This window comes from Cobetia sp. 2AS (assembly GCF_029846355.1).
Classification (GTDB): domain Bacteria; phylum Pseudomonadota; class Gammaproteobacteria; order Pseudomonadales; family Halomonadaceae; genus Cobetia; species Cobetia amphilecti.
Genome location: NZ_JARWKQ010000002.1, coordinates 1,003,958 through 1,016,190 on the forward strand (window position 1 = coordinate 1,003,958; position 12,233 = coordinate 1,016,190).

General features: G+C 64.7%; 11 protein-coding genes. 7 read left to right on the plus strand and 4 right to left on the minus strand.

The genetic code is table 11. The features are described from left to right. Nucleotides 1-3 precede the first annotated feature (3 nt). Nucleotides 4-1,602 carry a CoA-acylating methylmalonate-semialdehyde dehydrogenase gene (locus tag QD356_RS09410; protein WP_192837569.1) on the minus strand — a complete coding sequence of 533 codons (1,599 nt, stop codon included), beginning with the start codon at nt 1,600-1,602 and terminating at the stop codon, nt 4-6. A gap of 314 nt (nt 1,603-1,916) precedes the next feature. On the opposite strand from QD356_RS09410, the gene QD356_RS09415 reads away from it, so the two are divergent. The 3 genes from QD356_RS09415 (at nt 1,917) to QD356_RS09425 (ending at nt 5,476) form a co-directional block, all read left to right on the plus strand. Next, nucleotides 1,917-2,438, plus strand: coding sequence for a MerR family DNA-binding transcriptional regulator (locus QD356_RS09415; protein WP_317292249.1), 522 nt, complete (start codon nt 1,917-1,919; stop codon nt 2,436-2,438). Between the two features lie 348 nt (nt 2,439-2,786). After that, entirely contained in the window at nt 2,787-4,484 is a 1,698-nt protein-coding gene (locus QD356_RS09420) for an AMP-binding protein (RefSeq protein WP_192837835.1), read from the plus strand. Beyond that, nucleotides 4,481-5,476 carry a class I SAM-dependent methyltransferase gene (locus QD356_RS09425; RefSeq protein ID WP_192837568.1) on the plus strand — a complete coding sequence of 332 codons (996 nt, stop codon included), beginning with the start codon at nt 4,481-4,483 and terminating at the stop codon, nt 5,474-5,476. Before QD356_RS09420 ends, QD356_RS09425 begins: the two co-directional genes overlap by 4 nt. A gap of 454 nt (nt 5,477-5,930) precedes the next feature. On the opposite strand, the gene QD356_RS09430 is transcribed toward QD356_RS09425, so the two are convergent. From QD356_RS09430 to QD356_RS09440, 3 genes are read right to left on the minus strand one after another with little or no spacing between them, the layout of a single operon-like run. After that, nucleotides 5,931-6,893 carry a biotin-dependent carboxyltransferase family protein gene (locus QD356_RS09430; RefSeq protein ID WP_192837567.1) on the minus strand — a complete coding sequence of 321 codons (963 nt, stop codon included), beginning with the start codon at nt 6,891-6,893 and terminating at the stop codon, nt 5,931-5,933. Beyond that, nucleotides 6,890-7,636 carry an allophanate hydrolase subunit 1 gene (locus QD356_RS09435; protein WP_054555508.1) on the minus strand — a complete coding sequence of 249 codons (747 nt, stop codon included), beginning with the start codon at nt 7,634-7,636 and terminating at the stop codon, nt 6,890-6,892. Before QD356_RS09435 ends, QD356_RS09430 begins: the two co-directional genes overlap by 4 nt. Continuing rightward, nucleotides 7,636-8,403, minus strand: coding sequence for a 5-oxoprolinase subunit PxpA (locus QD356_RS09440; RefSeq protein ID WP_054555509.1), 768 nt, complete (start codon nt 8,401-8,403; stop codon nt 7,636-7,638). The genes QD356_RS09435 and QD356_RS09440 overlap by 1 nt, the downstream gene beginning before the upstream one ends. Before the next feature lie 282 nt (nt 8,404-8,685). Here QD356_RS09440 and QD356_RS09445 point away from each other — a divergent pair, with 282 nt between their 5' ends. The 4 genes from QD356_RS09445 (at nt 8,686) to QD356_RS09460 (ending at nt 12,232) form a co-directional block, all read left to right on the plus strand. Beyond that, nucleotides 8,686-9,126 (plus strand): VOC family protein, encoded by a 441-nt coding sequence (locus QD356_RS09445; RefSeq protein WP_054555510.1) that lies wholly within the window; start codon nt 8,686-8,688, stop codon nt 9,124-9,126. A 132-nt stretch (nt 9,127-9,258) separates the two neighbouring features. Beyond that, nucleotides 9,259-10,170: a LysR family transcriptional regulator gene (locus tag QD356_RS09450; protein ID WP_153636298.1), complete on the plus strand. Its 912-nt coding sequence runs from the start codon at nt 9,259-9,261 to the stop codon at nt 10,168-10,170. A gap of 224 nt (nt 10,171-10,394) precedes the next feature. After that, complete coding sequence (locus tag QD356_RS09455; RefSeq protein ID WP_192837566.1) at nt 10,395-11,414, plus strand: TRAP transporter substrate-binding protein; 1,020 nt, start codon at nt 10,395-10,397, stop codon at nt 11,412-11,414. Between the two features lie 260 nt (nt 11,415-11,674). Continuing rightward, complete coding sequence (locus tag QD356_RS09460) at nt 11,675-12,232, plus strand: TRAP transporter small permease (RefSeq protein ID WP_192837565.1); 558 nt, start codon at nt 11,675-11,677, stop codon at nt 12,230-12,232. Nucleotide 12,233: the final 1 nt, after the last annotated feature.

Genomic DNA, 12,233 nt, shown 5'->3' on the forward strand with positions numbered 1-12,233 from the left:
CGCTTAACGCATCTGGATCGAGAAGTTGGGCTGATTGCCCTCGGCCGGCGCGTCATCGAACCAGCGCGCCGTCACCGTCTTGGTCTCGGTATAGAAGCGCACCGCCTGCTTGCCATAGGCATGCAGATCGCCGAAGAAACTGCCGCGCCAGCCGGTGAAGGAGAAGAACGGCAGCGGCACCGGAATCGGCACGTTGATGCCGACCTGACCGACCGCGATCTCGTTCTGGAAGCGCCGCGCCGCGCCGCCGGAGCGCGTGAAGATGGAGGTGCCGTTGCCGTAGGGGTTGTTGTTGATCAGCTCGATGGCCTCGGACAGGTCCGCCGCCTCCATGCAGCACAGCACCGGCCCGAAGATTTCCTCGCGATAGAGCACCATCTCCGGCGTCACCCTGGAGAACAGACACGGCCCCAGCCAGTTGCCATCGGGATAGCCCGCCACCGAGACGCCGCGACCATCCAGCAGCAGCTCGGCGCCTTCCTGCTCGCCCTGCTGGATCCAGCCGGTCACGCGCTCCAGCGCCTGCGGCGAGATCAGCGGCCCGTAGCTGGCGCCCTTGTCATCCCAGGCGCCCGGGCGCACCTCGGCCAGGGCGTCGCGCACGCGCTCGATCAAGGCCTTCGAATCACCGACGAAGACCGCCACCGAGATCGCCATGCAACGCTGACCCGCCGCGCCGACACTGGCACCGACCAGCGCATTGACCACCTGGTCGGCCGGGGCGTCCGGCATGATCACCATGTGGTTCTTGGCCCCGGCGAAGCACTGGGCGCGCTTGAGGTTGTCAGTGGCGGTGCGATAGATGTGCTGACCCACCGGTACCGAGCCGACGAAGCTGACGGTGCGCGGAATCTCGTGGGCGAGCAGATGATTGACCTGATCGCGCCCGCCCTGCACCACGGTCAGGATGCCCTCGGGGGCACCCGCTTCCATGAACAGCTCCGCCAGCCGCAGCGTGGTCAGCGGCACCTGCTCGGACGGCTTGATCACGAAGGCATTGCCACAGGCGATGGACAGCGGGAACATCCACAGCGGTATCATGGCGGGGAAGTTGAACGGCGTGATGCCCAAGCAGACACCCAGCGACTGGGTCACGGAATAGCTGTCGATGCCGGTGGCGACGTTCTCCACCGTCTCGCCCATCAGCAGGCTGGGAATGTTGGCGGCGTGCTCGACCACCTCGATGCCGCGCCACACATCGCCCTTGGCGTCCTCGAAGGTCTTGCCCAGCTCGTGGGAGATGATCTCGGCCAGCTCGTCATGATGCTGCTTGAGCAGATGCTGATAACTGAGCATCAGGCGGGCACGGGTCGGCACCGGCGTGTTGCGCCAGCACTGGAAGGCCTGCTCGGCGTGGTCCAGCGCTTCATCCAGCTCACTCAGCGGTGACAGGGGCACGCGGGCGATCTCGCCGTTGGTGGCCGGGTTGGTGACGCTCAGGTGCTGATCGGCGCGACTTTCGACAAACTGACCATTGATCAGCTGAGGCAGCACCAGCGGCGCGCTGTCACCGGCGACCACGGCGCGCAGGCGTGACAGCAGATCCAGTGAACTGGTAGTAGAGGACGCGTCAGTGGAGGGCGTGAGAGACGTCGAAGACATGGCGTGGCATTCCTGTGGCTGTTGTTATTGGGAGGAAGACAGTGTGTCAACAGAGCCGAAGTCGTCAGGCGAGCCGCCTTGCAGAGCTGAAGACGTTCTGCAGAACCAGGCCGTCCTGCAGAAAACGGCAAGCCGAGACTGTGATCTGATTCAACCTAGCATCTGCTTGGTTGGCTGCAAATACTATTACCCTTTACGTTAACGTAAACAATGCTAGTCTGTAGAAAATTCACGGCCAGACGCCGCTGGCACCCACTGCGCCAAGGAGCATTCCCCTCTCCTTGGCGCGCACAGCATCCGGAGCGGCAGCGCCCATGACAGATACGATGATGACCCCAAGTCCTGACCCCAAATCCCGGGCAACGCCTGATGGCGCGACACACGATACCGGTGTGGAGTCCCTGCTGAGCACCACCAGCACCAGCGACGCCATCCGTCCGACCCAGCGCACCTGGAGCATCGGCGAGCTGGCACGGCATTTCGACGTGACCACGCGCACCATCCGCTTCTACGAGCAGGAAGGTCTGCTGCACCCGGAGCGGCGCGGTCAGACGCGCGTCTATCGCGACAAGGACCGCGTGCGTCTCAAGCTGACCCTGCGCGGCAAGCGACTGGGCTTCTCGCTGGCCGAGATTCGTGAAGTGGTCGACCTCTACGACGCCGCCGACGGCGGTGGCGAGAAGCAGCTCACCCGCCTGCTTGGCATCCTGAGCGAAAAGCGTGAGGGCCTTGAGCGACAGCTGCGCGATCTCACCGCCATGCAACGTGAACTGGACGACGTCGAGACACGTGCCCGCGAAGCCCTCGCCCGCCTGGCCGGCGACAGCGAGAGCTGATTGGAGTCAACAACGCCAGAACCCACTCGTGCCAGCAGCAGCTATATAACTGCCGGCTACACAAGTGACAGCGACTAGACTGTCTATAGAGAATCGTCAGTAGAAAACTGACCAGCGCCTCGCGAGTGCGGGCGACAGCAGACTGCCGGAGAGCAGCGCGTCGCCCGCTGACCTCACGACAAGACGACAGCACGACCAGACGACAAAAACTAAAAGAACGACAACACTGCGTCACCGCCTCCCTGAGGCGGCTCCCCCTGACAAGCCTTGCCTCACCAATAACAACCAAGGACACAGGAAAGCACCATGTCACAGGACGCCATCGCCACACGCCAGCCTGCCAGCGAAATGGCACACGCAAGCCAGTCAGCCAGCTATCTCAGCGCTACCTCCGACACGCCACTGATGGGAGAAACCATCGGGGATTGCCTTGATCGCATCTGCGCGCGCTGGCCCGAGCGCGACGCCCTGATCAGTCGCCATCAGGGACTGCGCTACACCTGGGCCGAACTGCACGCAGAGGTCGAGCGCGTGGCGCGCGGCCTGCTGGCGATGGGCATCGAGCGCGGCGACCGCGTCGGCATCTGGGCGCCCAATCGCGCCGAATGGACGCTGATCCAATACGCCACCGCCAAGATCGGCGTGGTGCTGGTCAATCTCAACCCGAGCTATCGTGGCCATGAACTGGCCTACGCCCTCAAGCAATCCGGCGCGGCGACGCTGATCTTCCAGTCTCGCTTCAAGGCGTCCGACTATGTGGCGATCCTCGAGGAGCTGTTCCCTGAGGCCAGGGAGGCCCGCGGCCGCGATGGCATTCACAATGGCGCGCTGCCGGACCTCAGGCGCCTGATCTGCTTCGAAGCCGAGGATGCCCTGCCCGGCATGCTCAACTGGCAGGATGTGCTCAGCGGTGCCGCTAGTGTCTCCGTCGAGACACTCAGCGAGCTGCAGGCCAGTCTGACCTTCGATGACCCGATCAATATCCAGTACACCTCCGGCACCACCGGCGCCCCCAAGGGCGCGACCCTCTCGCACCACAACATCCTCAACAACGGCTTCTTCGTCGCCGAGCGCATGAATCTCAGCGAGCACGACAAGCTGGTGATGCCGGTGCCGCTCTATCACTGCTTCGGCATGGTGATGGGCAATCTGGGCTGCCTGACCCACGGCGCCGCCATCGTCTATCCGGAAGCGGGCTTCGATCCGCTGGCCACCCTGCAGGCGGTCAGCGAGGAGAGCGCCACCGCGATGTTCGGCGTGCCGACGATGTTCATCGCCGAACTCGAACACCCGCGCTTCGCCGAATTCGACCTCACCAGCCTGCGCACCGGCACCATGGCCGGCTCCATTTGCCCCATCGAGGTGATGCGCCAGGTCATCGAGCGCATGCACATGCGCGAGGTCACCATCGCCTACGGCATGACCGAGACCAGCCCGGTGAGTCTGCAGACCACGCGTGAGGCGCCGCTGGACAAGCGCGTCTCCACCGTCGGTACCCTGCACCCGCATCTGGAGATCAAGATCATCGACCCTGACAGCGGGCGCGTGGTGCCGCTCGGCGAGAAGGGCGAGCTGTGCACGCGGGGTTACAGCGTGATGCTGGGCTACTGGAACAATCCGGAGGCCACCGCCAAGGCCATCGATGCCGGCCGCTGGATGCATACCGGCGACCTCGCTACGCTGGATGAAGACGGCTACGTGACGATCGTGGGACGTATCAAGGACATGATCATCCGCGGTGGCGAGAACATCTATCCGCGCGAGATCGAGGACTTCCTCTACACCCACCCTGCGGTGTCGGACGTGCAGGTGATCGGCGTGCCCGATGAGCGGTATGGCGAGGAAGTGATGGCATGGGTCAAGCTCAAGGAAGGCGAGCAGCTCGATGAACCGGCGCTCAAGGCGTTCTGCCAGGGACGTATCGCTCACTTCAAGGTGCCGCGCTACATCAAGTTCGTGGAGGAATTCCCGATGACCGTGACCGGCAAGATCCAGAAGTTCAAGATGCGCGAGGCCGCGACGCAAGAACTGGGCCTGGCCAGGTGAGCACGTCACGCGAGGAGGAGGATGACGCCCCCGCCACACGCCACCTGAGCAGCGCTCGTCAGCAGATCGCCCACTATGCGGCGAGCCACCATCATGCGGCCCTCGACGAGGCGCTCGAGACGCTGATCGATGCCCACCCGAGCGGCGCGCTGCCGATCATGGCACTGGCCGGGCTGGACCAACTGCATCTGGGTGGCGTGACGGGCACCCGCGAGCTGCTGGCCCTCGCCCGGCTGGAACCCCAGTCGCGGGGGCTGGCGATGCTCGAACTCGGCGCCGGCCTTGGCGGGCTGGCGCGGCATATTGCCAGCCAGTCGCGGGACACCGGAGCGGACCACCACATCACCACGCTGGATCTCTCGAGCAGCCTCTGCGAGCTGGCGATCGCCCTCAACCGGGCCACCGGACTGCGCGAGTCGATTCGCGTGCTGGAGGGCGATGCCTGCTACCCCGAGCTGCATCCGGCACTGTCGGGCCGCCGCTTTGATCGCCTCTTCAGCCAGCACCTGCTGGTGCATCTGAGCGACAAGGTCAGCACGCTCACCCAGTGGCATGACTGTCTCGAGCAGGATGGCTATCTCCTGCTGCACGAGCCGGTGCTCAGCGTGCAGGCGCAGGCGTTTGGCGAGCGCCCTGCCCTGCCACTGCCGTGGGCGCTGTCACCGCGTGGCGACCGGCTGGCTAGCTGCGAGGAGTTGCATGAGGCGATGGCCAGCAGTGGCTTCGAGGTTGATGCCCATGTCGAGCTGACCGATCAGGTGCTGAGCTGGCAGGCGCGGCGCATGCGCGAGAGCACCAGCGAGCAGCCCGGTGCCTACCGTGATGATGCGCCTGCGCCCTCGCCGGCCATGCTGGCCGCCCGCGGCCTGACGCCGGAACTGGTCTTCGGCCCGGCCTTTTCCCAGATGCAACGCAACCTGATGCTGGCCCTGGAAGCCGGCTGGCTGGAGGTTCACCTGTGGCGCCTGCGCAAGCGTCCTGCCCGGCAGTGAAAGGCGCGATGAATCAGCAGACCTCACCGCAGGAACGCGGCGAGGAAAAAATTAGGAAACAGCGCTCGCAAATGACTGGCATCCGCCTGCCTCAACCGTTATTCTTGCCAGTACAGTCCCGTTCGGGGGATAAGCCGTTCGTTACCCGTCAGCATGTGAGGGTAATGTGCCCGACATGATGACCGCATTGCTTCGTGTTTCATCGATACCCACGAGTCAGTGCAACGTTTCCCGATGCTCGCGCAACGTTTCTCCGGGAATCTGTTCATCAAGGGCGTGATCTGATCAATCACTCCCAACAGCATCAAAGATTCCCTCACGGGAAAACCGAAAGGGCCTCCACTTGGAGGCCCTTTTTTTGTCTGCGCGCTTCGATCCAGTCGCTCAGGTCAGCACGCTCAGATCTAGACGCTCTGGCCTGCAGGCGTCGAGCTGAAAGCTCCGCTGCGGCGCATCACGACTGCCAGCCGGCCAGCACCTCGAGGTGATCACGGCGCGCCTGACCCGGTGTCACGGCCGCCAGTCGCACCCGGGTGCCCGGCACACATTGCCCGAGCTGTGCGCAGGCCAATGGCGTCAGCGCGCCAAGGCGCGGGTAGCCGCCGATGGTCTGGCGATCATTGAGCAATATGATGGGCTGGCCATCGGCCGGCACCTGCACGGCGCCCAGCGGAATGCCCTCGGACACCATGCCCGCCCCGTCCCGCTCGAGACGCGGGCCAGTCAAGCGCACGCCCATGCGATCGGCGCGCCCATCCACCGCCCATTCGCTGTTGAAGGCGCGATAGAGGCTGTCGCCACTGAACTCGGCGATCTGCGCCCCCACGACCAGCGGCAACTCCAGCGCCTCGCCTTCCTTGACGGCCAGCGACTGCTGCCATGCCTGTGCCAAGGCCGGCAGCTCGCGCAGCGACAGCTCATTGCTGGCAGCCGTCAGCACATCACCGCTGGCCAGTGCCCGCCCTTCGCCATCCAGCCCGCCGAGGCCGTCGCGCACCGTGCTGGCGGCACTGCCCAGCACCGGGGCGACATCCAGGCCACCGGGGAAGGCCAGATAGGCGCGCAGGCCAGCGACGGGACGCTCGAACTTGAGCTGCTGTCCGCTGGCCACCTCGAAGGCCTGACCCGGCGCGAGCACCTCGCCGTCGAGGGTCGCGGCCAGATCTGCCCCGCACAGCGCCAGAGTGCCGGCCTGTTCGACCTTGAGCAGCAAGCCGCCGCCCATGGTGATCTCGAGCCCCGGCGCATCATGGGCGTTGCCCAGCAGCCAGTTGGCCCAACCCAGCGACACCCAGTCCGCCGCGCCGCCCTGGGTCACGCCCAGGTGACGCACGCCCAGACGGCCAGCATCCTGCACCAGCGCCAGGGCACCACTTCGCTCGACGCGCAGCGTCGTCTTCGTCTTCACGTCGCTCATGCGCGCTCCTCCAGCGGGGTGACATCGCCGCCCAGGCGAACGAATTCCTCTCGGCTCACGGAGACAAAGCGCACGCGATCACCGGGCATGAAACGACTGGACGGTTCACCGGCCTCGTTGCGCCCGAACAGGGTGATGGGCGTACGGCCCAGAATGTTCCAGCCGCCGGGTGAGCGTGACGGGTAGATGGCGGCCTGACGGTCGGCGATGCCGACGCTGCCGGGGGCGATCTTCTGGCGCGGCGTCTTGAGGCGCGGCGTGGTCAGCGCCTCTTCCAGCACGCCCATGAAGGCGAAACCGGGCGCGAAGCCGAGGGCGAACACGCAGTAGTCATGCGCCCCGTGACGCTCGATCAGTGCCTCGACGCTGATGCCCAGCCGCGCGGCGATCGGCGCCAGCTCCGGCCCGACACTGTCGTCGTACCAGACGGGCACTTCATGCAGCTGGCCCTGCTGGCCACTGCCCGGCGCGAGATCCGCCAGCGCGGCCTGGATGCGGGCACGCGCCTCGCCTTCTTCCAGCGCGGCCACATCGTAGTGCAGCAGCAGCGTGGTGTAGGACGGCACCAGATCGACCAGCGCCGCGCCGAAGGCCTCACGCAGCGCACTGTCGGCGGCCAGCACCCAGGCCATGTTGGATTCCTCGATGCGATCGAACAGCCGGATGATCAGCGAGTCCATGCCGACGGTCTCGAGGCGCAGTTGCGGTGACGTGCCACGGCCGTGGCTGTCAGCCCCCGCCATCAGGCACCCGCCAACGTATCGAAGGCTTCACGGATGGCGCGCACCGCGGCCACGGACTCGGCGTTGTCACCGTGCACGCACAGCGTATCGGCGGACAGCACCAGGTCACCGCCGCTGCTGTCGGTCAGCGCTTCACCACGCGCCAGCGTCACGGACTGGGCGATGATCACCTCGCTGTCGTGATGCACGGCGCCCGGCTCACGGCGCGACACCAGGTGGCCGCGTGAGTCGTAGGCACGGTCGGCGAAGGCCTCGAACCACAGCGTGATGCCCATTTCGTCGGCCAGCGCCTGCATCGGCGCGGGGTTGGCGGTCGCCATCACCATCAGCGGCAGGCTGGCGTCATAGCGCACCACGGCCTGCATGACGGCACGCAGCAGCGTCGGGTCGGCGGCCATGTCGTTGTAGAGCGCACCATGCGGCTTCACGTACTGAACACGAGTGCCTTCGGCGCGACAGATGCCATCGAGCGCGCCGATCTGATAGAGCAGCATGTCCTCGACCTCGGCAGGCGAGCACGCCATCGAGCGACGGCCGAAGCCTTGCAGGTCCGGGTAGGCCGGGTGCGCGCCGATGCGCACGTCATGCTTGACCGCCAGACGCACGGTGCGGCGCATGATGGTGGGGTCGGAGGCGTGGAAACCACAGGCGATATTGGCGCAGTCGACGAAGGGCATGACCTCTTCATCCAGACCGATCTTCCAGTTGCCGAAGCTTTCGCCCATATCGCAGTTGAGCAGGGGGAGGGAGGGAGCAGAGCGGGACATAGCGGAACCTCACAGGTCAGATCTTGTGTGTTGTTATGCCTCCACTCTATGTAAGGGGCCGCCTTGGTATCCAATCGTATTTTATGATTCGTCATATCGGTGAAATCTTTCATCATCTTGCGCCATGAAAGCACCGGCCGTGTATCGCTTGCCCGACAGAGCGCGTCATGCTTCTGTCTTGGGCGAGCCGAGCGGTGACTTCAGGGCCTGTCACCCCGCCCACCGCTTGTCTGAAGTCATTCCTTGCTCAGCCGAATCCCCAACAACAACAGGAGTTTCACCATGGCCGTCAGCGACCCGTTCCACCTCGCCATCCAGGTCCGCGATATCGCCGAGGCACGCCGCTTCTATGGCGAGTTTCTGGGCTGCCCCGAGGGCCGCTCGTCCGACAGCTGGGTCGATTTCGACCTCTATGGCCACCAATTCGTCTGTCACCTGAATCCGGCGCTGGCCGACCCGGCAAGCGCCGTCGCTCAGCACCGCAATCCGGTCGATGGCCATGGCGTGCCGGTGCCGCACTTCGGCGTGGTACTGGAGATGGACGCCTGGCAGGCACTGGCGGACCGCCTCATCGCCGAGGGCGTCACCTTCGAGATCGAGCCCCATATCCGCTTCAAGGGCGAACCCGGCGAACAGGCGACGATGTTCTTCCTCGACCCCACCGGCAATGCGCTTGAATTCAAGGCCTTCAAGGACCGCGAGAGCCAGCTGTTTCGCAAATGACGTGAACGACCCGCGCAAGCGAATGAGCCCGCGCCCGGCCTGACGCGGGCCATGCCCCGTGATGAAAGCTGACGCCCCGCGCCGCATGCGGCAAGATGGGCGGTCTTCACGATTCATCACGGGGCATCTGCCATGTTCGACTTCAAGGAACTCGAGGCCTTCGTCTGGGTGGTCCGGCTTGGCTCGTTCCGCAAGGGCGCGACCAAGCTTCACCTGACCCAGCCCTCCATCTCGGACCGCATCAACCGCCTGGAAGCCACCGTCGGCGAATCCCTGCTGGAACGCGCCACCCGCCCCATCCAGCCCACCCTGCGCGGGCGAGAATTCTTCGCCCACGCCGAGCGCCTGCTCAGTGGCCGCGACGAAGCCATGCGCCTGTTTCAGGAAGAAGGCGCCTTCTCAGGCACCCTGCGTCTGGGCGTGATCGAGACCATTGCCAACAGCTGGTTCCCCGCCTTCATGCGCCAGCTGGCCGAACGCTATCCCAAGCTGACGCTGGAAATGACCGTCGATATCTCGCCCTCCCTGCATCAGCGTCTGGCCGACAATGATCTCGACATGCTGTTCGCGATGGACAGCGCCGCCATGGGGCCCTACGCCACCCAGACTCCGCTGTGCACCTTCGAGATGGGCATGTTCGCCTCGCCGACCCTCGCCGGGCAGCTGGCCGAGGATGGCGAGCGCTTCGCCTCCACACCATTCATCTCCTTCAGCAAGCAGGCGCGCCCCTATACCGAGCTGGTCAGCTATCTGTCGGAACAGGGCATCACCCAGCCCAAGGTGCACTGCACCAGCACCCTGATGACCATTCTGCGCATGAGCAGCGAAGGGCTCGGCATCGGCGTACTGCCGGTCGCCACGGTGGAGGATGTCATCAGCCACGGCGAACTGGTGCGCCTGCCACTGAAGACCCCATTGCCGCCAATGGTCTATGAAGCCATCTGGCGCAATGCCAACTATCCCGATTTCTGTGCCAGCGTGGCACGCCTCGGCCGCCAGTGTGCCGAGACCTACTCGCAGCAACACGCGCATTCCGATCCCTGATCAGGCCGCCTGCCATGCGCTGAGTCAGGGTTGATCGCGCCCTGCCCTGCATCAGATCAGCGTCAGACCAAGGTCTAACAATATCGTCAAAGGCTTTCATGCGACGACACTGTGAAAGATTTCATCGATACTACGCATCAGAATTAACGATTGGACGGGATGGCCCGTCGCTTGAAGAATGAAATTGTCTGCCGACAACATTCAATAATAATGAGGAACAAGACATGCGTAAGCCCAACGATTCCCTCACTCGCAAGACCCCGACAGTCAAGTCCTTCGCCTGGCTGGCGACAGTGGGTGCCCTGGCCTTCAGTGGCTCGGCACTCGCGGCACAGTGGAACCTCGCCACTCCGTATGGCGATGCCAGCTTCCACACCAAGAACACCAAGCAGTTCGCCGAGGACGTCACCGAGGCCACCGATGGCGGGCTGACCGTGACCGTGCACAGCGGCGGTTCCCTGATCTCCCACGGCGAGATCAAGCCTTCCGTGCGTCGCGGCACCGTCCAGGCCGGTGAGATCTTCCTGTCGATTCTCTCCAACGAATCGCCGGTCTACGAGCTGGACACCCTGCCGGGCGTCGCCTCCAGCTACGAAGAAGCCTTCGCGCTCTGGCAGGCCTCCAAGCCGGACATCACCGAGCTGTTCGCCAAGGAAGGTCTGATGCCGCTGTACGCGGTCGCCTGGCCGGCCCAGGGCATCTACACCGACTTCGATCTGACCGACGTCTCCCAGCTCAAGGGGCTGCGTATCCGCGCACCCAACATCAACACCCAGCGCTTCGTCGAGAACGTCGGTGGCAAGCCCACCGAGACCGAAGAAGCCGACATCCCCACCGCCTTCAGCACCGGCCGTGTCGACGCGATGATCACCTCCAGCTCCACCGGCAAGTCCATGTCGGCCTGGGATTACGTCAAGCACTACAACGACGCCAAGCTGTGGCTGCCGAAGAACATCGTCTTCGTCAACAAGCGCGCCTTCGATCGTCTCGACGAGAGCACCCAGCAAGCCGTGCTCGATGCCGCCAAGGCCGCCGAGACCCGCGGCTGGGAAGCCAGCAAGGCCGATGCCGACGAGAGCGCCAAGGTGCTGACCGAGAATGGCTTCACCATCAGCGAGCCTGACGCCAAGCTGGCCGAAGACTTGAAGGCCGCCGGTGACAAGCTGTTCCAGGACTGGAAGTCGCGTGCCGGTGAAGAAGGCCAGCAGCTGCTCGAGCGCTACCGCGCAGACCTGGATGCCTGAGATTCGCTCGCAAGCCCGACTGCCCGGCGTTGAACGCTGGTCACGTGGCTGAGCGCATCGACCGTGCACTGCCTGAGCAACGTCTGAGCATTGCCTGAGCGCTGCAGATGTCCTGACTGACCCCAGCTGCAGCGTTGCTATCCCGCCACGCGATTTGCCACTCGAGACTCCAACACCTGCCGTCCGCCGGCAGGTGACCCACGGACAAGCCTGTGCGCAGCATCGCGTGGCCACCCTCACCTTCCCTGTGAGCGCCCGTCATGACCTATTTCTTCGACAGACTCTATCGCCTCGGTGCGTGGGGTGCGGCGGCCTGCATGCTGCTGATCTGCACCCTCGTCAGCCTGCAAGTCTTCCTGCGCCTGATCGACGCCATCATGGTGATGTTCGGTGCCGAGCGTCTCGGCTTCGAGATCTCCGGCGTGTCGGAAATGGCTGCCTTCCTGCTGGTCGGCGCCACCTTCCTGAGCCTCGCCTACACCTTCACGCATCACGCCCATATCCGCGTGACGCTGGTCATCAACCGCCTGCCGACCGCCGTGCGCGTGTGGATCGAAAGCCTCGCGCTGCTGATCGCACTCGGCCTGAGCGTGTTGATCACCCATGAACTGGTACTGCTGGTCGGCGAGAGCCTCGAGTACCACGACATCTCCTCCGGCCTGCTGGCGCTGCCGCTGTGGATTCCGCAGAGCGTGCTGGTCGCCGGTACCGGCCTGCTGTGCCTGGCGATTCTCGAGACCCTGATCGCCACGCTGCGCACCGCCTTCACCGCGCCCTCAAGCTACGTGGCGCCCGAGCCCGAAGACGGAGCCGAATGAC

Bases quoted from the DNA above. Each gene is read 5' to 3' on its own strand.
- QD356_RS09410 (WP_192837569.1), bottom strand. From the start codon at position 1,602: ATGTCTTCGACGTCTCTCACGCCCTCCACTGACGCGTCCTCTACTACC.
- QD356_RS09415 (WP_317292249.1), top strand. From the start codon at position 1,917: ATGACAGATACGATGATGACCCCAAGTCCTGACCCCAAATCCCGGGCA.
- QD356_RS09420 (WP_192837835.1), top strand. From the start codon at position 2,787: ATGGCACACGCAAGCCAGTCAGCCAGCTATCTCAGCGCTACCTCCGAC.
- QD356_RS09430 (WP_192837567.1), bottom strand. From the start codon at position 6,893: ATGAGCGACGTGAAGACGAAGACGACGCTGCGCGTCGAGCGAAGTGGT.
- QD356_RS09435 (WP_054555508.1), bottom strand. From the start codon at position 7,636: ATGGCGGGGGCTGACAGCCACGGCCGTGGCACGTCACCGCAACTGCGC.
- QD356_RS09440 (WP_054555509.1), bottom strand. From the start codon at position 8,403: ATGTCCCGCTCTGCTCCCTCCCTCCCCCTGCTCAACTGCGATATGGGC.
- QD356_RS09445 (WP_054555510.1), top strand. From the start codon at position 8,686: ATGGCCGTCAGCGACCCGTTCCACCTCGCCATCCAGGTCCGCGATATC.
- QD356_RS09450 (WP_153636298.1), top strand. From the start codon at position 9,259: ATGTTCGACTTCAAGGAACTCGAGGCCTTCGTCTGGGTGGTCCGGCTT.
- QD356_RS09455 (WP_192837566.1), top strand. From the start codon at position 10,395: ATGCGTAAGCCCAACGATTCCCTCACTCGCAAGACCCCGACAGTCAAG.
- QD356_RS09460 (WP_192837565.1), top strand. From the start codon at position 11,675: ATGACCTATTTCTTCGACAGACTCTATCGCCTCGGTGCGTGGGGTGCG.